The sequence below is a fragment of the Paraburkholderia saeva genome (assembly GCF_907164555.1).
GTDB lineage: Bacteria > Pseudomonadota > Gammaproteobacteria > Burkholderiales > Burkholderiaceae > Paraburkholderia > Paraburkholderia saeva.
The window spans coordinates 35547-55365 of the sequence record NZ_CAJQZC010000008.1 but is presented as its reverse complement, the minus strand read 5'-3'; the positions used below and the strand labels follow the sequence as shown (position 1 = coordinate 55365).

The window sequence follows — 19819 nt, the reverse complement described above, 5'->3', positions numbered from 1 at the left end:
AGGAGCCTTTGCCATGAGCGAGAAGAAAACGACGGACGCCAGGGTGGAAACCGCCGCTACGGTCGTCCCTGAGACAGCAGCGCAGGCACCTGAAGCCGCCGCGCCTGGCGGTCTGTCACGCCGCACCTTCCTGAAGGGCGCGGTCGCGGTTGCCGGCATTACCGGTTTCCCCTACGTGCACGCGCAGGAAAAAATCACGCTGCGCTATCTGGGCACAGCCGTGAACCAGAGCGCCGACATCGCGAAGAAATTCAAGGAAGATACCGGCATCGAGCTTCAATACATTCCGCTCACGACTGATGACGTCACGAAGCGCATCATCACGCAGCCGAATTCGTTCGATATCGCCGACACCGAATACTTCTCGCTAAAAAAGCTGATTCCATCGGGCACACTCGTCGGTCTCGACGCGAAGAAGATCAAGTACGCGGACAAGATCACGCCGGTGCTCACGCGCGGCGAGATTGGCGGCAAGAAGATCGGCGACCAGGGCACCGCGCCGAAGAAAGTCATGTTCCTGACCGGCGAGCATTCGACACAGTTCTCGGCATCGCCCACCGAATGGATGACCCTGATCCCGACCACCTACAACGCCGACACGCTCGGCATTCGCCCTGACCTGATCAAGCGTCCGGTGAGCACCTGGGCCGATCTGCTGAATCCGGAATTCAAGGGCAAGGCGGCACTCCTGAACATTCCGTCGATCGGCATCATGGACGCCGCCATGGCGCTCGAAGCGAGCGGCAAGATGAAGTACGGCGACAAGGGCAACATGACGAAGCAGGAGATCGACGGCACGATCGCCGCGCTGATCGAAGCCAAGCGCGCCGGCCAGTTCCGCGCGTTCTGGCGCGACTTCAACGAAAGCGTGAACCTGATGGCATCGGGCGAAGTGGTGATCCAGTCGATGTGGTCGCCGGCCGTGACGAAGGTGCGCACGATGGGCGTCGCCTGCACGTTCCAGCCGCTGAAGGAAGGCTATCGCGCATGGGCGTCGGGCTTTGGCCTGCCGCGCACGCTGCAGGGCCGCAAGCGCGACGCCGCGTATGAATTCATCAACTGGTTCCTCGACGGCTGGGCGGGTGCCTATCTGATGCGTCAGGGCTACTACTCCGCCGTACTCGAAACCGCACGCCCCAAGATGCAGGCGTACGAGTGGGACTACTGGATCGAAGGCAAGCCCGCCGCGCAGGAAATCAAGGCGCCGGACGGACAGGCGCTCGAAAAGGCGGGCGCGACGCGCGACGGCGGTTCCTATCAGACACGCATGGGTGCGATTGCGTGCTGGAACGCGGTGATGGACGAGAACATCTACATGGTCCAGAAGTGGAACGAGTTCATCGCGGCCTGATGGTGTGTGCATGAAACATGGCGCGCACGTCGCGCCGTGTTTCGCTTTTCAAGTCATTCAAGGACAACGCGATGGCCACGCTTCCCGACACTATCGCCGCATCGCCGGTCGCGCGCGAACGCCGCAAGGAGCGACGCTCCGCGTGGTGGCAAGCCGCACCGCTCACGCTCGCTTTCCTGCTGTTTTTCATCGTGCCGCTCGTGATGACACTGGTCGTGAGCTTCTGGAATTTCAACGAATACGAAATCATTCCCGCGTTTACGCTCAAGAACTATCAGGCGATCTTCGATGGTTGCGGTTCATTGACGAACGTGTGCGTGACGCTCAAGACGTACTGGTCGACGCTGCGTTTCTGCGTGATCGTATGGGCCGTGACGCTCGTGCTCGGCTTCTCGATTGCATGGTTTCTCGCGTTTCATATCCGCACGGTGCGCATGCAGACCATCCTGTTCCTTGTCTGCACGATTCCGTTCTGGACCTCGAACGTGATCCGCATGATCTCGTGGATGCCGCTGCTCGGCCGCAACGGGCTCGTGAATGACACGCTCGTTGGCGCGCATCTCGTCGACCGCCCGGTTGAATGGCTGCTGTATTCCGATTTCGCGGTCGTGCTAGCGTTCGTGCATCTGTTCACGTTCTTCATGATCGTGCCGATTTTCAACGCGATGATGCGGATTGACCGCTCGCTGATCGAAGCCGCGCGCGATGCAGGTGCGAGCGGCTGGCAAATCGTCTGGCGCGTGGTGCTGCCGCTCTCCAGAACCGGTGTGATCATCGGTTCGATCTTTGTTGTGACCATCGTGATGGGCGATTTTCTGACGGTCGGCGTGATGGGCGGGCAGCAGATCGCTTCGGTCGGCAAGATCATTCAGGTGCAGACGTCGTATCTGCAGTTTCCCGCCGCTGCCGCTAACGCGATGGTGCTGCTCGCCATCGTGCTGATGATGATCTGGGCGCTCACGCGTCTCGTCGATATCCGCAAGGAGCTTTAAATGAGCGCGCCAAAAATTCTGCGACGCGACCGGCGTCCCGCGAGTTTCTACTGGCTCGCCGCGCTGTTCGCACTTTTTGTGCTGTTTCTTTACGGCCCGACCATCACGATTTTCATCCTGTCGTTTCAGGGCCCGGAAGGCGGTCTGACGTTCCCGATGCGCGGCGTTTCGCTGCACTGGTTTCATCAGTTGAGCCAGGGTGTCGGACAGATCGACATCTGGGGCGCGTTCGGCCGCTCGATGAAACTCGCGCTCGTCACGATGATCCTGACGGTGGTGTTCTCGCTGATGGCGGGTCTCGCGTTCCGCCGGCGGTTTCGCGGCGACGGCGCGGTGTTTTACATGAGCATCGCAAGCCTGATCATGCCCTCGATCATCGTTTCGCTCGGCATCGGCCTCACGTTCCGTCTGCTCGACATGGGCGTGAAGGCGTTCGCCACAGCAGCCGGCTGGCAGAACTTCGCCGACGGCTATACGACATCGATGGGACTGTACACGTCGGCGCTGGGCGCACATCTGACGTGGACGTTGCCGTTCGGGCTGCTCGTGATGTTCGCCGTGTTCAACCGCTTCAACAGCAGCTGGGAAGAGGCCGCACACGATCTTGGCGCGACGCCGTGGCAGCGTTTTCTGTACGTCGTGCTGCCGATTATCGGTGCATCGGTTATTGGCGTCGGGATGTTCGGCTTTACGCTGTCATGGGATGAAATCGCGCGTACGTCGCAGGCGATCGGCGACGCGAACACGTTGCCGCTGGAATTGCAGGGTTTGACGACCTCGGTGACGACGCCGGTGATCTACGCGCTCGGCACGACCACGACGGTGATGTCGTTCGCGGTGGTGATCTTCTGCATTCTTGCCGTGCGGATGATCGCGAGCCGGCGCAAGAAAGCGAGCCTGCTGGCTGCGGTTGAATAACGCTTCAGGGCGTGTCGCCGGAAGAAGGCTCAGCTTCCTGAGACAGCCTTGCTTTGGCGTGCCGCATCTTCTCAAGCGTCTTCGGTCCAAGCCTTAACGCGACGCCGATGGCGAGCGCGTCCATGATGCATAGATGCACGAGGCGCGAGACGCCCGGCGTGTTCGGATCGATTGCGCTTGGCACGCGTAGCAACAAGGGAATGTCCACGAGCCACGCGAGCCGCGAACCGACGTTCGTCAGGCCGATCGTCGTTGCGCCTCGCTCCTTGGCGATCTGGATGCTTTCGTTGACTTCGACGCTGCGCCCCGAATGCGAAATCGCGAAAGCGACGTCGCCCGGTTCCATCAAGCCCGCGTAAAGGCGTTGCAGATGCCCGTCGGTGAAAGCGCTCGCTGCGATATCGAGGCGCAGGAAACGCAACGCCGCGTCCTGCACCGCGAGGCCTGAGCCGGAGCCCACGCCAAAGAAATATACGCGACGTGCCGTTGCTATCGCCGAAATCGCCGCTTCGACCGCGGAGGGTTCCAGCGCGTCGCGCGCATGCGTGATGCCCTGCACCGCGGCTTCGCTGACCTTGTCGAAGAGCGTTTGCAGATCGTCGTCGCGCGCGACGGCCGTCGACGCGTACGGCAATCCACCCGCAACGCTCTGCGCGAGCAGCATCTTGAAGTCGCGCAGTCCGTGCGCGCCGATCGCGCGGCAAAAGCGCGTGACCGAAGGCTCCGAAACGTCGGCACGCTGCGCGAGTTCCGTGATGCTTGCCCGCATCGCGAAATCGACGTCGCTCAGTACCATGTCGGCGACCTTGCGTTCAGCCGGCCGCAGCGAAGCAAGCGCGTTACGGATATGGGGAATCAGGTTCGGAGCGGACACCCGTGTGTTCCTGTTGGGTTAAAAACTCCGCGTTCCGTCATGGCATCGACGGCTCCGGCAATACGCGGATTCAGCCAAGCCTGGCACCACTCTCCGTGTCGAACAGATGCAGATGTCCGGCCGGCAACCCAAGCGCAATACGCTGGCCAGGCTCGATCTTCGAGCGCTGACGCGTTGTGACGCACCATGTGCTGCCGCCAATTTGCCCATACAGATGGGTTTCCGCACCCGTCGGCTCGACGACTTCCACCTCCATCGCCACGCCCGTGTGCGCCGTTGTGTCCGTTTCGATGTGTTCCGGCCGGATGCCGAGCGTCACGCGCGCGCCGGGCGCGGCGTATGCCCTGGCGGCTTCCGGCAGCGGAATCACGTGCCCGTCGGAAAGCGCGAGCGCAAAGCCCAGGTCGCCCTGCACGATCTCGCCTTCCGCGAAATTCATCGAAGGCGAGCCGAGGAAGCTCGCCACAAAAAGATTCGCCGGACGATCGTAAAGTTCGAGCGGACGGCCGACCTGCTCGATGCGGCCCGCGTTCATCACGACGATACGGTCGGCCATCGTCATTGCTTCGATCTGGTCGTGCGTGACGTAGATGATCGTGTTCTTCAGACGCTGATGCAGCGCCTTGATTTCCGTGCGCATCTGCACGCGCAGTTTGGCGTCGAGGTTCGAAAGCGGTTCGTCGAACAGAAACAGCGAAGGCTCGCGCACGACCGCGCGGCCCATTGCCACGCGTTGACGCTGGCCGCCTGAAAGTGCGCGCGGCAGACGGTCGAGATAGCTGCCAAGGTTCAGCATCTTCGCGGCCTTCTCGATGCGCGGCTTGAAGTCCTTCTCCGACTCCTTGCGGATGCGCGGCCCGAACGCGATGTTCTCGTAGACGGAAAGATGCGGGTAAAGCGCGTAGCTCTGGAACACCATCGAGATGTTGCGCTCCTGCGGCGCAAGCGCGTTTGCCCGCGTGCCGCCGATCATCAGATCGCCACCGCTGATCTCCTCGAGACCGGCCACCATGCGCATCAGCGTGCTCTTGCCGCAGCCCGAAGGGCCGACCAGCACAACGAATTCGCCATCGTCGATATGAAGGTCGACGCCATGCACGACCTGTGTATCGCCGTAGCGTTTGAAGATGCCGCTCAGTTGCACTGCTGCCATGCTGTCCTCGTCAGGATCCAGAGCGCCGCGCGTGGCGCGCGACATTCATCATTCGAACTGTTCAAACCACTTCAACCTTTAACCGGGCTTTGGCCTAGAACTGCTCCAGCGTCAGTTCCTCTGCCATCATGCGGTTGCCGGCCATCAGGCCGCCGTCCACCGGCAATGCCACGCCCGTAATCACGCGCGCCGCCAGCGACGCGAGAAACAGCACGGCATCGGCGATATCGTCAGGCGTTGCAAAATCGCGCAGCGGATACCATTTCTTCAGCGCCTCGAAAACCTGCGGGTTCTTGTCGACACGCGCCTGCCACGCCTGCGTCTTGACCGTGCCCGGACAGACGATGTTCGCGCGAATGCCATGGCGCCCCAGCTCAAGTGCAAGCGCCTTCGTGTAGCTGATGAGGCCAGCCTTGGCGGCGCTATACGCCGGATGCCCGAGCGACGCCATGCCGTTCACCGAGCCGATCAGCACGAGCACGCCGCTTTCGCGCTCGATCATCGATGCGCGCACTGCTTCGACCGTGTGATACGTGCCGTTCAGATTCAGATGGACGTCGCGCTGCCAGCTGGCGGCATCGGTTTTGGCAAGCGTCAGGCCTTCGGCCGCGCCCGCGTTCGCGACCACCACGTCGACCGGCCCGCGCACCGCCACAGCCTTTGCGACCGCGTCGTTCACCGCTGCGGCGTCGCCGATGTCGACCGCGACCGGCGTCACCTGCGCCGCACCGAGCTCCGTGGCCAGCGCGGCAAGCGCCGTCGCCTCGATATCGAGCGCCAGCACCGTATCGCCCTGTTCCACAAAGCGTTTGCACAACACCCTGCCGATTCCGCCGCAGGCACCCGTCACCAAGACCACGCGCTTCATGTCCGTCCTCGCCGATGTTGCCTTTGCGCGCCGTTTTGTATGCGCGGCGCGTTGACTGCCGTAGAACTACGCCCTGATTCGTGCCTGCCGTGTGCCTGTCGCATCGTTGGCGAAGGCCTCGGTTTCTCATTGTTTTTGCCTGACCTGCGCCTGTAAATTTCCTACAAACATGGCGTCGGCCGGGGTTTCCTGCACTTCGCGCTCTCATGTGGTGCGCTCCCGCACCGCACAAAATACGCCTTCTTTACAGCATATTAAGCACAAAACGCCTGGATAAAAAATATGGCGAACCCTACGTGACAACTATTTTTTCGTCCTGTAGGATTTTTTCAAACAATCCAAACCCAGCGGCCGGCTACGGCGGCAGACCACCCCAGGAGAGACGAAAATGTCGTTGCATGCACGTGCTTCACTTACGCTCGGCAAGCTGGCCGTTGCGCTTACCGTCGCCGGTATCGCAATGTCGGCCCAGGCCGATACGGTCCGTGTGACCGTCGCCCACTACAGCGACGCGACCGCGCCGTACTTCGAGAAAATGGCCAAGGAGTTCGAAAAGGCCAATCCCGGCACCACGATCAAGATCGAAGACGTGAACTGGGACACGCTGCAACAAAAGCTGCAAACGGACATCTCGGGCAACGCCAACGCCGATCTGGCGATTGTCGGCACGCGCTGGCTGCTGGATTTCGTGAAGGACGATGTGGCTGAGCCGCTCGATGGCTACATGGACGCTTCGTTCAAGTCGCGCTTCATCGGCCCGTTCCTCGCGCCGAGCGAAATCAGCGGCAAGACGTACGGCCTGCCGATCGCCGCATCCGCACGCGCGCTGTACTACAACAAGGACCAGCTGGCTTCGGTCGGCTATCCGAACGGCCCGAAGACGTGGAACGATGTGATGGATGCGTCGAAGAAGCTGAAGGCCAAGGGCATGGCGGGTTTCGGTCTGCAAGGCAAGGAAATCGAAACGGACGTCTACTACTACTACGCGTTGTGGACTGAAGGCGGCGACGTGCTGGGCAAGGACGGCAAGGCAGCGTTCAATTCGCCGGCTGGCGTGAAGGCCGCGACGATGTACAAGCAGATGATCGACGAAGGTCTGACGCAACCGGGCGTGACCGGCTACAGCCGTGAAGATGTGCAGAACCTGTTCAAGCAGGGTCGCGTTGCAATGGTCATTTCCGCACCGTTCCTTGCCAAGCAGATCAAGAAGGAAGCACCGACGCTCAAGTACGGTATCGATCCGATCCCGATGGGCACGAAGGCTGCGACGTACGCCGTCACCGATTCGATCGTGATGTTCAAGAACTCGAAGGTGAAGAAGGACGCGTGGAAGTTCCTCGACTTCCTGTTCACGAAGCAGCCGCGCGTCGAGTTCACGAGCACGGAAGGTTTCCTGCCGACGACGAAGGCTGAAGCGACGGATCCGGTGTTCAACGATCCGGACACGAAGGCATTCGTGGCACTGCTTCCGACGGCGAAGTTCGCACCGACGGTGACGGGCTGGGAAGACACCGCGAAGGCCGTGACCAACTCGATGCAATCGATTTACCTCGGCAAGGCCAAGCCGGCTGACGCGTTGAACGACGCGGCTACACAGGCGAACAAGGCGCTGGGTCATTGATGTAGCGGGCCGCGTTCGAAGCGTTCAAGGCTTTGCATGCGGCCCGTTTGCCGTTATCCGGGCCTGGTTGAACGTAGCGCCTGATTTCGTTTTACAAGCCCAGCCTTGATCGGCCCATTCTGGCGCGCCGGCGTGATATTGCATCATGGCCGGCGCCTCTTTTGATCGAGCACGCATGAGCCGTCCCGCTTCTTCGCGCCTTCCGGCGCCCTGGTTGCTGATCGCGCCGAGTCTGATCCTCGCGCTTTTCATCATCAGCTATCCAATTTTCAACATCGTGTGGCAGTCCGTGCATGAGGTGTCGCGCTTTGGCGCGATCCGCGACTTCACCGGGCTTGAGAACTTCCACACGATCTTTACTGACCCCGCGTTTCTCGATGCATTGCGCCGCACGCTCGTGTGGACGGTGTGCGTGGTAGGCGGCACGATCCTCGCGTCGGTGCCGGTGGCGCTGGTGCTCAATCAGGATTTTTACGGTCGTGGCATCGCGCGCACGATCGTGATGTTGCCGTGGTCCGTCTCGCTGACGATGACGGCCGTGGTCTGGCGCTGGTCGTTCAACGACGACTACGGCATGGTCAACGTCACGCTGCAGCGTTTAGGCCTGATTTCGGGCCCGATTCACTGGCTCGCGACACCGGAACTCGCGTTCCCGGTGGAGATCGCAGTCGGCATTCTTGTGTCCATTCCCTTTACGGTGACGATCCTGCTTGGCGGTTTGTCTTCAGTGCCGGGCGATATCTACGAAGCCGCCCGCATGGACGGCGCAAGCGCCTGGCAGATGTTCCGCAAGCTGACGTTGCCGCTGCTGCGCCCGTTCGTGAACATGGCGATCCTGCTTAACGTGATTTACGTGTTCAACTCGTTCCCGATCATCTGGGTCATGACGCAGGGCGGTCCGGACAACGGCACGCACATTCTCGTGACGTATCTGTACGAACTGGGCTTCAGGTTGGGTCGACCTGGCCAGGCGGCCGCGGTGTCGCTCATCATGCTGGTCATGCTGTTTATTTTCTCGATGGTGTATCTGCGCATCCAGCCGAAGTCGTCAGGAGACCCCGCATGAGCCTCAAGATGAAGCGCACCCTCTGGTGCTGGCTCGCGCTTGCGCCGCTGATTATCGTGATCCTGTTTCCGTTTGCGGTGATGCTGTTCACCGCGCTCAAGCCCGCTAACGAAGTGTTCGTTTATCCGGCGCGCTGGTTGCCCGTGCACTGGCAGTGGCAGAATTTCTCGGACATGTGGACGGCCGCGAACTTCGGCGTTGCGTTGCGCAACAGTACGGTGATCAGTCTGCTTTCGACGGCGCTCGCGCTTGCCGTCAGCCTGCCTGCGGCTTACGCGCTTGCGCGCTTTCCGTTCAAGGGGCGCGGCGTATACCGCCAGTTCCTGCTCGTCACGCAGATGCTTTCGCCGATTCTGCTGGTGGTGGGCCTGTTCCGGCTTGCCGCGATGATTCCTTACGGCGACGGCAATCTGGTCGATTCGAAAATCGGCGTGATTGTTTCCTACGCGGCGTTCAATATTGCGTTTGCTGTGTGGATGCTGTCGTCGTATTTTCAGACCGTGCCGCGCGATCTTGAGGAGTCGGCGTGGCTTGAGGGTTGCAGCCGGACGAAGGCGGTCTTCAAGGTGTTCCTGCCGCTGGCAGTGCCCGCGATTGTGGTGACCGCGATCTTCACGTTCATCAATGCGTGGAATGAGTTTGCGGTGGTCTATACGCTCATTCGTTCGCCTGAGAACAAGACCTTGACCGTGCAGGTGACGGATATGGTGGCGGGCAAGTATGTCGTGGAATGGCATCTCGTGATGGCCGCGACGTTGTGCGCTACGTTGCCGGTTTCCGTTGTGTTTGCGTGGCTGCAACGGTACCTGGTTAAAGGGCTGGCGTTGGGCGCGGTGAAGTGAAAAAGTGTGGGCCGGGTCAAGCGTCGAAACAAAAAACCTGATGCCGCTGCTCGATTGCTTGACGTGTCGACGCAGGCAAAGTCACGGCACGTCGCCGGATGCTCGCAGGTCCTTTACTGCATTCGGCCTGAACGTGCCCTCGGAGAAACATCAACGAAAGGCATAAGCGATGCCGACACCATAGGTAAGCTGGTTGCGTGTGCCCCGCTGCGTGACGATGGGGCTGTCAGCCGCGTCGCCGCTGAGACGCTGGTAGTAGACCATCGCGCCTGCGTACCAGCTCGGGTTGATCTGATAGATAGCGGCAAGCCAGCCGGTCACCTGGTTCAGTCCTCCGCCTGGCGTATATAACGGCAGTCCGCTCTTCGCGGCATCTTCTGCGGTGACGCCATAGTAGGTTTCATTGAAGCCGCCGCTCACCCAGGTCGCGCCCAGGCCGCCTCCTACGAACACCCTCCGGTGAACGGGAAACCACGCACTGGTGTTCAGCGAAGTGCGTGCGCCAGAGTAGACCACGCCTGCGTTCGTGACCACCGTGACCTCTGCACGCAGGCGATACGGGATATCGCCTGCGTGACTGTATTCGTACCCGACGAATCCGCCGCCCTCCAGCGTCGTGTCCACGCTGTGAACCTGCGAGACCACGGGATCGTCGACGTCGCGACGACCAAGCCGCAGCGCCAGAGCCGGGCCCCATTGAAAGCCACTCAGGCTTCCAAAATTATATTGCGCGTAGGTCCCGTACCACTCGAACAGGTGTCCGCTACCCGTCACATAGCGCATGCCCGGCACGACACCGACTATCCGGTCCTTCCCACCGGCGTATTCCGTCGTCGACCCGACACCGCCTCCGAAGAAATTCGGTAATTCGTTCGATATGTCGATGGGGCTGGCGTCTGCACCCTGGATCGCGGCGCACAGGGCGGCCGCACTGAGAATCTCGCGACGCATCATCTTCATCCGTCTCATTCCTCCGATAGCAGAAGCGCCGGTTCCGGGTAGCGTCACGCTCACGCCGGCATCCCGATGGCGTGAATGGTGCGCACGGTCTGGTCTGGCGATATTCGACCACACCACATCTCACTGTACCAATGTTGGGGCGAGTACTACTCTAGAAAGCGTTCCATCATCTGCTCATAACGCAGGGGCGCCGTGGTGTCCTGGTCAGCGGATTCACCCACGCGATCATACGGCGGCGTGAGACTGAAGCACACCAACATTTCGCTGCCGGACGGAACGAACGGGGAGTAACCATGACGACACGGATTACACGACTCTTCAGCACCGGCCTCGTCGTCCTGCTAGCGGGCTGCCCATCGAAGCAACAGGACCAGCAGGCCCAGACTCAGCCCGCTTCAGCGCCGGCGTCTGCTCCACCCGTCGTCCTGGCCTCTGCTCCCGCCGCGGCCTCTGTTGTGCCCGCAGCATCGGCCCCACTCCCGGCCTCGGCGCCCGCGCCTCAGGCCCGGCAATTTCCACCGGAAGAAATCGAGGCGCTGGTGGCGCCGATCGCGCTCTATCCCGACTCGCTGCTATCGCAAATCCTGATGGCGTCGACCTATCCGCTCGAAGTCGTGCATGCGGCCCGCTGGGTGAAAACGCACAAGGACCTGAAGGGCGATGCCGCCGTCAAAGCGGTGCAGGACCAGCCGTGGGACATCAGCGTCAAGTCATTGGTGGCGTTTCCGCAAGTGCTGGAACCGATGAACGACAAGCTCGACTGGACGCAGAAGCTCGGCGACGCGTTCCTCGCCAATCAGAAGGACGTGCTTGACGCTGTGCAGCGCCTGAGGGTTCGCGCGCAGAAAGCCGGAAACCTGACGTCGAATGCGCAACAGAAGGTGACTGTCGAAGCGCCCGCCCCGAATCAAGGCGGCCAGCCCGCACAAAGCGGCCAGGCGGCCGGGGCGCCGCAATCGATCGTGCGCATCGAACCATCCAATCCCGAGGTCGTCTACGTGCCCTCCTACAACCCGACTACTGCCTACGGCGCGTGGGGTGCGCCCGCTTACCCGCCGACGTACTGGCCGCCGTATCCGGCCTATTACCCGGGCGCCGCACTCGCGACCGGGTTTGCGTGGGGGCTCGGCATCGCGGCAGCGGGCGCTATCTTCGGCAATTGCAACTGGAATAACAATGACGTCAACATCGATGTGAACAAGGCCGCAAACATCGACCGCAATTTTGACCGCAGCAAGGTCGAAGGCGGCAAGTGGAATCACGACGCGGGACATCGTCAGGGCGTCGCCTACGGGGACAACGCGACGCGGGACAAGTACGCGAAGGGGACGCAGGGCGCCGACGCGCGACGCGACTATCGCGGTCAAACCGGCGGCGCGACCGGGCGTGCGAACGGCGCCAATCAGGCGCAAGCCGGAAATCGCACGGGTCGCCAGAACAACGCGACGGCCGCCGACCGCGCAGGCCGAACGAATACGGCAGGTGCCAACGACCGGTCCAGCAAATCCAGTCGAGGTGCCACAGGTAGCAATCGTGCGCAGACATCTGGCCGCACCGCTTCAGCGGGTAATCGCGAACAGACATCCAATCGCACCGCCCCGGCGAATAGTCGCGCACAGACGTCCGATCGAAGTGCCGCGGCGAGCAATCGCACGCAGACGCCCACACGGGCCGGCCCGTCAAACGCACAAGCCGGCAACAGAAGCGGCGGCGGTTACCCGGGAGGCGGCCGCGATTCGGCATTCCAGGGCGTCGGCGGAGGTACCGCGACGCAACGCGACTCCAACCGCGGGCAAGCGAGCGCCCAGTCCTCGAACTACAACCGTGGGAACGGCGCAGCCCGCGGAGGCGCTGGTGGTGGTGGCGGTGGTGGCGGCGGTGGAGGGCGCGGCGGCGGACGGCGCTAGTTCGTCAAACGAAGGGAAGCGAGCCTGGTTTGATCAACATTTGATATCGCCATTCGGGACCGACCGCATGAGGGGCGCTCACGCGCGTGACTGGCTAAGACCTCTCGGTCGCAGCCCGCTCGAAGTGCGCAGATATCGCTGTCTTCAGTGCGGGGTGAACTGGATGTTCGAAACTGAGATGTCGAGCGCGGGGGAACACGAATGGATCTGTCTTTACCAATCGTCGTGCGAATCTGGAAATCTTCGCTGCCTACGCGCGCGATCGCGCGAAGTTGCCGAAGGTTGCTGCCGTGCTCGACGCGCTTCGTCGAATTGGAACCGGGTCAGAATCCGGTCACGTTGATCAGGAAAGCTGAAACGCGTGTTCGTTCAGAAACGCATTGGCCTGTCGAATTTGCATGCGCTCGTTCGTCGTGCTGTTAAAGGCAACCGAATGCCTTTCGCACACAATCGAAGATCCACTTTTCACAGGAGAGGTCAAATGCGCGTGATGGTCATGGTCAAGGCGACCGCAGATTCCGAAGCGGGTCAAATGCCCGGCACAGAGCTCATTGAGGCGATGGGCCGCTTCAACGAAGAACTGGTCAAGGCCGGCATCATGCTCGCCGGCGACGGACTGAAACCGAGCTCGGCGGGCGTGCGCGTGAAGTTTTCTGGCAAGGGCCGAACCGTCATCGACGGTCCGTTTGCCGAAACGAAGGAACTGATCGCCGGCTACTGGATCTGGCAAGTGCAATCGATGGAAGAAGCGATCGAATGGGTACGCCGCTGCCCGAACCCGATGCCTGGAGACTCGGAAATCGAAATCCGCCCCTTTTTCGAGGCCGCAGATTTTGGAGATGCGTTCACACCCGAGCTTCAGGAAAGCGAAGAACGGCTGCGGCAGCAAATTGAATCCGGCCAGGGGAAAGAGCGCCGTTGACGGGCGTTTGCGACGCAGCGCAGTCTGCGTCGCGACGCGTTCTCGTCCAGCTGGCCATAGCGACGATTGATCGCGGAGACGGACGGCGATTTACCCGCTCCTTATAGCAGCGGCACGTCCGTCGCCGCCCTCTGCATCCGTTCAAATCAGCGCCAGCACGTCAGGCCGGCTCTCCGCCCATCGACAATCGGCTTCTCTATCAGTTACCGGCGATTCAAAGCATTGAATCGCCGGCAACTCAGGATAAACGTCGAATGCGGTACCTTCATTGATCGCGTGAAGGCACCCGTTCGATTGCCGACTATCCACGCGACGGTCTCGAATGTCGCCTGCTAGCCGCGAAACCGGGGCGCGGATCGCAATTGCGCTTGCGCCCCCGTGCAATTGAAGCGCTTGTTCGCTTTGCACCTGCCTCTGTTCGCGGCCGGCAGTCATTCTTAACAGTGTTACTGGCCGGCGGCCGGCGACACTACGCTCGGGGTCGCCAACGTGTTGTGGCTGCCGGGAACGTTGGTGCCGGGCGTCGAGTCGTTGTTCGGGTTCTTGTTCGGCGCCCCGGCCGCCATGCCGCTGTCCGAGCTGGTGGCGCCAGGCGTGCCATAGCCGCTGCTTGCATTGGCGGCCGGCGACACGGTGGTCGGGGTCGCCAGCGTGTTGTTGCTCTGTGCATAAGCGCCGCCCGACAGCATGAGTGCGGCGGCCGCCGCGATTAATGTGCTGGTTGCCTTGTTCATAATCCGTTCCTCCATGATTGGACTGGAATTTCGGCGCAAACGATCCGTTCGTATTTCGCCATAGCGATCGTTGTACGCCTGGCTCGTGGCGATCAAACTCAGCGCGACCGTTCGCAGTGGTGCACGTGATGCAAACCACAGATCGCCGCTCGGGGCTGGCAACGAGACACCTGGTCAATTCCTTGAAAGAATCAACAATCGGCCAGGCTCTACCGAGGTGACCGGCACCTCGTTCAGGCCCACCATGCCCTCGATGTCCCAATCAGTTCAAACGACGCGCGACAAGACTTCCTGGGGCAAGCCGGTGTTGCGCTGCATTGACGGCTTACAGCGCGCCGACAGCGCGGAATCGAGTCGCCAGGAGCCGGTTCCAAGTTTAGGAAATCGGTCGCTGATAATTAAGCGCATTATTCGCAAGGATGAATTTCGATTTTCGGGGGGTTCGGCGCTGCGCGGTGCATGCGTCGTGACCCGCGAGGAAAGTGATGGGCTGCCGGGAAAGCGAACATTCACTGGAGTGGGGACGCTGTGCAAATTTGCAAACACACTGCCCCGCGATTGGCGACGATCTGGACGGAAGCATCGAACGTCGCTTCCTCGCCGAGTGTGCCGGCCACATCAGACCCGTGTCGACCCTTCTCTGCCGTCGCGAATCGGGGAAGATGAACGGCATCTCTTTTACGATGGACCTGCCGTTCGAATGTCGTCACGACGCTGTGGTCAATGTCCGTCCGTTATCCGTTGTCTTTGGCACTTCCGGTACGTCAAACAGCTCAGAGGTTGCCCCGGCGTAACCCTTCAACTGCCCAGGATTCTCTCCCATGCACCCGAGCGGGCCGAGCGGAACACGGCGTCGATCACCCGCATATTTGCGTGCGCATCTTCCAGCGGTATCGCCTGCGGCGTTCCACTCAATATTGCCTCCGCGAACGTGGCGGCTGCGATGCCATATTGATCGCACACCGGAAGTTCCAGCCAGCGGTCAGTCCCGACACCGGTGGGGGTGCTTTCACTCACTAACAGACGCGTCGGACGATCGGCTGGCGCATTGAATGGAATCTCGACTTCGATCCGCCCCCTGGTACCGTGAAACTGCATCCGCTGATAGTGATGAGTCTGAGTCGAATAAAAGAAACTCGCCTGCACGCCGTCGAAGTCCATCAACACAGAACCAAGCCGGTCCACTTCGAATATTGGATCCTGCTCGATCAAGGCGACCACTCTCCCTGGCTCAGACCTGGTCACGAAGCGTGACGTCGTGATGGGATAACAACCAATATCGAGCAGACCGCCGCCGCCCAGTTCGCTCTGGTTACGGATATCGTGCGGGTTCGTGTTGTTATAGGTGAAGCCGCCGGTCACTGCGCGCAATTCGCCAATCGTGCCTTCGTCAATCAAGGTCCGCACCTTCAACCATTGCGGATGCGTGCGAACCATGAACGCTTCCTGAATGTACCGGCCGCTCCTGTCGCGCGCTGCGATGAGTCGTTCAACCTGTTCGGCGTCGAGCCCGATCGGCTTCTCACACAGGACATGCTTGCCGGCCTCGACGGATTTGATCGCCCATTCCACATGGATGTGGTTGGGCAACGGAATATATACCGCGTCGATTTCCGGGTCCGCCAGGAGCTCATCGTAACTGTCGTATGCGACAGGCAAACCATATCTGGCCGCGGCTTCCCGAGCCTTCTCCTGAGATCGCGACGCGATGCCCTTCACCCTGCACTTTGGCGCGTCATGCATGGGCATAACCACCTTGTCGTTGATCTTTGCGGCGCCCAGGATCCCCCAGACAATTTCGTCCTTTGCCATGACATCCCCTTTTCTGGTCGAGTATCTGAAGAGTAGAGCAGATTGAACATTTACAACTGCTCGCTTCTGCTGAAGGGACAGACCCAGGCGGTGTGCCCGAGCCATGCAACCCGCACCGGGCGGCGCCGACGCCTGAACGCCCCGTTGCAACCGCTGTACAGTGTCGCTTGAATATCGGGAGACGTGAAATGAAGAAACCGCCGGGGAAGTGGCCGATGCTTACCGCGTTGGCTTTATGGCTCGCTGGCTGCGCGGCGGGTGGCCCGCCTCAGAGCGCGACGCACCTGAGCCCAATGCAATGCCAGGACCTGGCGGCGCTCAGGAACAACGCGCCCCCGACCGCGGAGCGAAACCGCAGCGAGCTGGCGGCGCTGAGGAAAGCGGGCTATGACCCATCAAGGTGGTTCGACCCGTACTACCCGGAAGATCTGCAGGCGGCACAGCGCCAGGTCGACCGCTGGTTCCAGGCGGAATGCCAGCAAGCGCCGCCACCTTGACGTCAAACGTGGTTGAGCGCGATCTCAATTGACATTTTCTGGCCGAGCTGGCGAGGCGAAAACGCAATTTTCCAGTTCCCCTCGCGATCAAACGCAAATCCGGGTCGCGACGCTACCGCATTTCGGCCCGCAGTTCCCGCACCCCCCGGCCGAGCCTCCGACGCAACAAGGTCCGCAATGTTGCCGGGTCGGCGTAGCCAACCTCGCTCGCAATCGACTCGAGGTCATGGCCGATCGAAACAAGGTGCTGCGCCCGTTCGATTCGCAGGTCCTGAAAGAACGCCAGTGGCGACTTGCCAGGCACTTCTTCGGTTCGACGTTGCAAGGTGCGGGTGCCGACTGACAACGCGATCGCCGCTTCCTGAAGCGAAAACCCTGAAGGAAGATTATCCCGGTCCCATCGCTCGAATCCCGCGATCAGGGGATCGGCGTGGGCGAGATGATCGGGAATGATGTATTCGGCCTGCGATAAACGCCTGTCGATCACCATGAAGCGGGCGACGCGCGTCGCCAGTTCCGGACTCGCCTGGCGCACCAGCGAGAGTGCCAGGTCGAGATGACCCATCATGGCTCCGGCCGTCACCACGCGATGCGCCGCGACAACCATGCGTGAATCGTCCAGTTTGACAGCCGGACTGGCGCGGACGACGACTGGCGCGGACGGGGACTGGCTGGTCGGCTTGTCAGCATTGTGCGCAGAGAAATTGAGCGCCGTGAGGAAACTCCGTTTCTGCACGTGTTCAGTGACAACCGCTCTGCGATCGGGTTGTATGAACGCCTTGGCTTTGCACTGCACCGGACGTTTCACCTGACCCGCGTCACACACACTGATCCCGCCTCGACTACCGCTCGTTAAACCCGCTGTACGAAAGGTCGAGTGTGGATCGGATATCCGTCATTCAGGCCGTCGCAGTGATTGACGCCTCATGGCCAAACCCGGCTTGGGTGGCAAGGTTGAGTTCGCGTTGCCCACACCCCACGCTATCGGCGCAACGCCGCGTCGCCGGGACTGGACGCAATCGTCTGATGATCCGTGAATACTCTGATTACATACATCACAACGTGATATATAATTGTTGTGCGAGCCGCAATGGTTTCCGAAACAAGCCGGAGCGCGCGGCAAGCGCTTGAGCGCGTGAATCCACGAATGTGGTCACGGGTTCTCGCAGGCATATTCTTTCAGAGTCTTTGTGAAGCAGCCTCAGGTAACTCCAGGGAGGCGTCATGGTCATCAACAACGATTTTGAAATCAGCTATCTGTTGATTGCATTTGCCTTGCTCGGCACCATCCTGATCGGCGATCTGCTCGGCAGGCTGCAACTACAGCGCTGGCACCCCAAGCTTCTCGGTGCGGCAGCGGGCGCGTTGCTGGGTTTCGCTCTGATCGAGGCTGTGCCAATGTTCACCTGAGCGGTTGCGCAGCGAACCGATTCGATCGATCGAATGCCCAGGACCGCGAAAGCTGGAAGGGCTCCATCATGGCTCCATTTAACCGGATCCTGCTCTGCTACGACGCCACGCCGGAGGGAAGGCTCGCACTGCGCTGCGGCGCGAGCCTTGCACAGCAGCTGCACACGGAAACTCATCTTCTGTCGATCTTCGACTGCAGTTACTGGTCGAGCGGCTTCGACGTCCTGTCGTCGATGAAATTCGAAATCGATGAACAGGCCGCAAGAGAAACGCTGAGCGAGGGTATCGACCATCTACGGGCATGGGGCGTGACGGCAACGGGACACTATTCCGTCGGAAATGCGGTCGATGAGATTTCCCATCTCGCGGATTCGTTGAAAATCGATCTGATCATCATTGGGCATCATCCGCACGGATTGTTTGCGCGCTGGTGGACGGGAGAGAATCACGCGCTGTTGCTCGACCGCGTATCGTGCGCGGTCCTCTTCAAGGTAGACGACTGACGCCGTGCGCAAGAGCGGTGATCGTCTGCCGCAGTGGACGTTCAGACAGAAGCTATGGTGAAAGGAGATCACCATGAATATCGATTTTTACTGGGTGCTGTTCTTTGTCGTGTTACTCGGCTTCATCGCGACCGGCTTTGCACTGTCCGCTCTTTTTCCAGCAGACCATTCCGGGCGCCAGTCCCGAACAGGGCGCCGGGAGAGCCGTCGCTGAACGACGAAACGCAGTGACCCGACCTGTGCGGCTGACTGCACAATCCATCTCACTCAGCGCGCAACCATGACGGAGGCGATGATGATCACCGATTTTCTCGTGCAGGTCGTCGTTTCGGGCACAGTGCTGGCGATCGTGATTCTATTCGTCGTCACACTGGATGGCCGGGGTAGCCGTCGCGAGCGGATTCTCCGGCGCATGGCCGGCAGGCACTGGTGGAACCGCTCGCGTCACGGACCGTGACTTGCCGTCGGCATCCGTCTGGCGCGGCTTCGTTTGGGTAATACGCCCAGCCTATAGTGCGGGCCACAGGAAATTCACGTGCTGGCCTTCCCCGGCATGGTTCTGACCTGTGCCTGCCGGTCGCCACCGCCGGCCCTCCGGACAGCAGCCATCCGGCCACTTCAACAGCATGAAGGGTCCACTCGATAGCGTATTGAGCGTCGTCAGTCCGTACACACCGACAACCGTCATTGGAATATCGATAGAAGAAGGCAAAGCCCTTCCGTTGTGTGGCGCCACTCCCGACATCTCGCCCAACCCGCAGTCATTCCAGTTTCCGCAAGGTTTCGCTTCGACACGTTCCTGTAGCGCGCCGGGTTGCGCCTCGGCCCACATCGAGGCGCCGATGCCACACGCAGCGAACACTGCCGCAAGCAGGCGCCGTGCGATCCAACGTTTCATCACAGCATCCTTCGACTTCGAATACGCGACGCAGCGCCCAGCCAGCATCCGCTCGCATGTAAGACCGGCCTATAAACCCCAGATGATGTCTGCATCCTGTTTGCGCGCTTCGCGCATCATGTCGAGAAATGGCCAGGCACGCTGCGAAAGTCCGCTGCCGGTTTCCTGGCGGCGATCGCGGGAATACTGAAGCGATTCGAGGGCGATCTCCGCTTTTTCATCGTCTGAAATCGCTGCTTCGAGACGGCTGATGGCGCGAGGCAATTCGTCGTGGAGGATGACCCCGCGCTTGTCGAGCCGCTTGCCGACGAGGCCCAGCAAATACTGGGCAAGATCGCTGAGCATCACCACATCGGGCGTAGCCGGCGATTGAAACGTGATCAGCATAGCGACTCCTTGCGTCGAGCGGTAATGTGCCACGCCACTGGACAGGCATATGTAATGGCCCGTATCCGCGCGACATGCCACTCAGTTTGCGTAGTGCGATCCGG

The 19819-nt window shown here is 60.9% G+C and carries 21 protein-coding genes and 1 pseudogene; 14 read left to right on the top strand and 8 right to left on the bottom strand.

Features of this window, described 5'->3' with window-relative positions; translation table 11 throughout:
• Positions 1–13 precede the first annotated feature (13 nt).
• The 3 genes from LPA36_RS20315 (at position 14) to LPA36_RS20305 (ending at position 3261) form a co-directional block, all read left to right on the top strand.
• The gene (locus LPA36_RS20315; protein ID WP_228880653.1) at positions 14–1351 is read left to right on the top strand and encodes an ABC transporter substrate-binding protein; all 1338 of its coding nucleotides are present in this window, start codon (positions 14–16) and stop codon (positions 1349–1351) included.
• A gap of 71 nt (positions 1352–1422) precedes the next feature.
• Positions 1423–2343, top strand: a complete 921-nt coding sequence (locus tag LPA36_RS20310) for an ABC transporter permease (RefSeq protein WP_228880649.1) — start codon at positions 1423–1425, stop codon at positions 2341–2343.
• Complete coding sequence (locus tag LPA36_RS20305) at positions 2344–3261, top strand: ABC transporter permease (protein ID WP_228880646.1); 918 nt, start codon at positions 2344–2346, stop codon at positions 3259–3261.
• Positions 3262–3265: 4 nt separating this feature from the next.
• On the opposite strand, the gene LPA36_RS20300 is transcribed toward LPA36_RS20305, so the two are convergent.
• The 3 genes from LPA36_RS20300 to LPA36_RS20290 all read right to left on the bottom strand — a co-directional run bounded on the left by LPA36_RS20300 (position 3266) and on the right by LPA36_RS20290 (position 6156).
• A complete protein-coding gene (locus LPA36_RS20300; RefSeq protein ID WP_228880643.1) occupies positions 3266–4135 on the bottom strand; it encodes a MurR/RpiR family transcriptional regulator in 870 nt (289 codons plus the stop codon).
• 70 nt (positions 4136–4205) lie between these two features.
• Positions 4206–5288 (bottom strand): ABC transporter ATP-binding protein, encoded by a 1083-nt coding sequence (locus tag LPA36_RS20295; protein ID WP_228880640.1) that lies wholly within the window; start codon positions 5286–5288, stop codon positions 4206–4208.
• A 94-nt stretch (positions 5289–5382) separates the two neighbouring features.
• Positions 5383–6156: an SDR family oxidoreductase gene (locus LPA36_RS20290; protein ID WP_228880636.1), complete on the bottom strand. Its 774-nt coding sequence runs from the start codon at positions 6154–6156 to the stop codon at positions 5383–5385.
• 388 nt (positions 6157–6544) lie between these two features.
• Here LPA36_RS20290 and LPA36_RS20285 point away from each other — a divergent pair, with 388 nt between their 5' ends.
• From LPA36_RS20285 to LPA36_RS20275, 3 genes are all read left to right on the top strand, one after another.
• On the top strand, positions 6545–7777 hold the full coding sequence (locus LPA36_RS20285) for an ABC transporter substrate-binding protein (protein WP_228880633.1): 1233 nt from the start codon (positions 6545–6547) through the stop codon (positions 7775–7777).
• 175 nt (positions 7778–7952) lie between these two features.
• Positions 7953–8843: a carbohydrate ABC transporter permease gene (locus LPA36_RS20280; RefSeq protein WP_228880630.1), complete on the top strand. Its 891-nt coding sequence runs from the start codon at positions 7953–7955 to the stop codon at positions 8841–8843.
• Positions 8840–9685 (top strand): carbohydrate ABC transporter permease, encoded by an 846-nt coding sequence (locus LPA36_RS20275; protein WP_228880627.1) that lies wholly within the window; start codon positions 8840–8842, stop codon positions 9683–9685. Before LPA36_RS20280 ends, LPA36_RS20275 begins: the two co-directional genes overlap by 4 nt.
• Positions 9686–9835: 150 nt before the next feature.
• On the opposite strand, the gene LPA36_RS20270 is transcribed toward LPA36_RS20275, so the two are convergent.
• On the bottom strand, positions 9836–10645 hold the full coding sequence (locus LPA36_RS20270) for a MipA/OmpV family protein (protein WP_228880624.1): 810 nt from the start codon (positions 10643–10645) through the stop codon (positions 9836–9838).
• 293 nt (positions 10646–10938) lie between these two features.
• Here LPA36_RS20270 and LPA36_RS20265 point away from each other — a divergent pair, with 293 nt between their 5' ends.
• Both LPA36_RS20265 and LPA36_RS20260 read left to right on the top strand, forming a co-directional pair.
• A complete protein-coding gene (locus tag LPA36_RS20265; protein ID WP_228880622.1) occupies positions 10939–12552 on the top strand; it encodes a DUF3300 domain-containing protein in 1614 nt (537 codons plus the stop codon).
• Positions 12553–13033: 481 nt separating this feature from the next.
• Entirely contained in the window at positions 13034–13474 is a 441-nt protein-coding gene (locus LPA36_RS20260) for a YciI family protein (protein ID WP_228880619.1), read from the top strand.
• 446 nt (positions 13475–13920) lie between these two features.
• Here the strand turns inward: LPA36_RS20260 and LPA36_RS20255 are convergent, their stop codons facing one another.
• Together LPA36_RS20255 and LPA36_RS20250 are read right to left on the bottom strand one after the other, a co-directional pair.
• Positions 13921–14208, bottom strand: a complete 288-nt coding sequence (locus LPA36_RS20255) for a hypothetical protein (protein WP_228880617.1) — start codon at positions 14206–14208, stop codon at positions 13921–13923.
• Positions 14209–15006: 798 nt separating this feature from the next.
• A complete protein-coding gene (locus LPA36_RS20250; RefSeq protein WP_228880608.1) occupies positions 15007–16020 on the bottom strand; it encodes a Gfo/Idh/MocA family protein in 1014 nt (337 codons plus the stop codon).
• A 188-nt stretch (positions 16021–16208) separates the two neighbouring features.
• Between LPA36_RS20250 and LPA36_RS20245 the strand changes: the two genes are divergently transcribed.
• Positions 16209–16517, top strand: coding sequence for a DUF4148 domain-containing protein (locus tag LPA36_RS20245; protein WP_228880606.1), 309 nt, complete (start codon positions 16209–16211; stop codon positions 16515–16517).
• A 112-nt stretch (positions 16518–16629) separates the two neighbouring features.
• Here LPA36_RS20245 and LPA36_RS20240 read toward each other — a convergent pair.
• Positions 16630–17154 (bottom strand): annotated as a pseudogene (locus LPA36_RS20240) (helix-turn-helix domain-containing protein); the annotation flags it as partial.
• A 54-nt stretch (positions 17155–17208) separates the two neighbouring features.
• Here LPA36_RS20240 and LPA36_RS20235 point away from each other — a divergent pair.
• The 5 genes from LPA36_RS20235 to LPA36_RS20215 all read left to right on the top strand — a co-directional run bounded on the left by LPA36_RS20235 (position 17209) and on the right by LPA36_RS20215 (position 18887).
• The gene (locus tag LPA36_RS20235) at positions 17209–17373 is read left to right on the top strand and encodes a GNAT family N-acetyltransferase (protein ID WP_324250957.1); all 165 of its coding nucleotides are present in this window, start codon (positions 17209–17211) and stop codon (positions 17371–17373) included.
• Positions 17374–17741: 368 nt separating this feature from the next.
• Entirely contained in the window at positions 17742–17927 is a 186-nt protein-coding gene (locus tag LPA36_RS20230) for a hypothetical protein (RefSeq protein WP_228880604.1), read from the top strand.
• 68 nt (positions 17928–17995) lie between these two features.
• Positions 17996–18430 (top strand): universal stress protein, encoded by a 435-nt coding sequence (locus LPA36_RS20225; RefSeq protein WP_228880600.1) that lies wholly within the window; start codon positions 17996–17998, stop codon positions 18428–18430.
• Positions 18431–18503: 73 nt separating this feature from the next.
• On the top strand, positions 18504–18644 hold the full coding sequence (locus LPA36_RS20220) for a hypothetical protein (RefSeq protein WP_228880597.1): 141 nt from the start codon (positions 18504–18506) through the stop codon (positions 18642–18644).
• Positions 18645–18722: 78 nt separating this feature from the next.
• Positions 18723–18887 (top strand): hypothetical protein, encoded by a 165-nt coding sequence (locus LPA36_RS20215; RefSeq protein WP_228880594.1) that lies wholly within the window; start codon positions 18723–18725, stop codon positions 18885–18887.
• 510 nt (positions 18888–19397) lie between these two features.
• Here LPA36_RS20215 and LPA36_RS20210 read toward each other — a convergent pair.
• Positions 19398–19715, bottom strand: coding sequence for a DUF1840 domain-containing protein (locus LPA36_RS20210; protein ID WP_228880592.1), 318 nt, complete (start codon positions 19713–19715; stop codon positions 19398–19400).
• Between the last annotated feature and the right edge of the window lie 104 nt (positions 19716–19819).

Bases quoted from the DNA above. Each gene is read 5' to 3' on its own strand.
- LPA36_RS20285 (WP_228880633.1), top strand. From the start codon at position 6,545: ATGTCGTTGCATGCACGTGCTTCACTTACGCTCGGCAAGCTGGCCGTT.
- LPA36_RS20245 (WP_228880606.1), top strand. From the start codon at position 16,209: ATGAAGAAACCGCCGGGGAAGTGGCCGATGCTTACCGCGTTGGCTTTA.
- LPA36_RS20210 (WP_228880592.1), bottom strand. From the start codon at position 19,715: ATGCTGATCACGTTTCAATCGCCGGCTACGCCCGATGTGGTGATGCTC.
- LPA36_RS20225 (WP_228880600.1), top strand. From the start codon at position 17,996: ATGGCTCCATTTAACCGGATCCTGCTCTGCTACGACGCCACGCCGGAG.
- LPA36_RS20280 (WP_228880630.1), top strand. From the start codon at position 7,953: ATGAGCCGTCCCGCTTCTTCGCGCCTTCCGGCGCCCTGGTTGCTGATC.
- LPA36_RS20230 (WP_228880604.1), top strand. From the start codon at position 17,742: ATGGTCATCAACAACGATTTTGAAATCAGCTATCTGTTGATTGCATTT.
- LPA36_RS20250 (WP_228880608.1), bottom strand. From the start codon at position 16,020: ATGGCAAAGGACGAAATTGTCTGGGGGATCCTGGGCGCCGCAAAGATC.
- LPA36_RS20310 (WP_228880649.1), top strand. From the start codon at position 1,423: ATGGCCACGCTTCCCGACACTATCGCCGCATCGCCGGTCGCGCGCGAA.
- LPA36_RS20290 (WP_228880636.1), bottom strand. From the start codon at position 6,156: ATGAAGCGCGTGGTCTTGGTGACGGGTGCCTGCGGCGGAATCGGCAGG.
- LPA36_RS20260 (WP_228880619.1), top strand. From the start codon at position 13,034: ATGCGCGTGATGGTCATGGTCAAGGCGACCGCAGATTCCGAAGCGGGT.
- LPA36_RS20275 (WP_228880627.1), top strand. From the start codon at position 8,840: ATGAGCCTCAAGATGAAGCGCACCCTCTGGTGCTGGCTCGCGCTTGCG.
- LPA36_RS20215 (WP_228880594.1), top strand. From the start codon at position 18,723: ATGATGATCACCGATTTTCTCGTGCAGGTCGTCGTTTCGGGCACAGTG.
- LPA36_RS20295 (WP_228880640.1), bottom strand. From the start codon at position 5,288: ATGGCAGCAGTGCAACTGAGCGGCATCTTCAAACGCTACGGCGATACA.
- LPA36_RS20265 (WP_228880622.1), top strand. From the start codon at position 10,939: ATGACGACACGGATTACACGACTCTTCAGCACCGGCCTCGTCGTCCTG.
- LPA36_RS20220 (WP_228880597.1), top strand. From the start codon at position 18,504: ATGAATATCGATTTTTACTGGGTGCTGTTCTTTGTCGTGTTACTCGGC.
- LPA36_RS20255 (WP_228880617.1), bottom strand. From the start codon at position 14,208: ATGAACAAGGCAACCAGCACATTAATCGCGGCGGCCGCCGCACTCATG.
- LPA36_RS20315 (WP_228880653.1), top strand. From the start codon at position 14: ATGAGCGAGAAGAAAACGACGGACGCCAGGGTGGAAACCGCCGCTACG.
- LPA36_RS20270 (WP_228880624.1), bottom strand. From the start codon at position 10,645: ATGAAGATGATGCGTCGCGAGATTCTCAGTGCGGCCGCCCTGTGCGCC.
- LPA36_RS20305 (WP_228880646.1), top strand. From the start codon at position 2,344: ATGAGCGCGCCAAAAATTCTGCGACGCGACCGGCGTCCCGCGAGTTTC.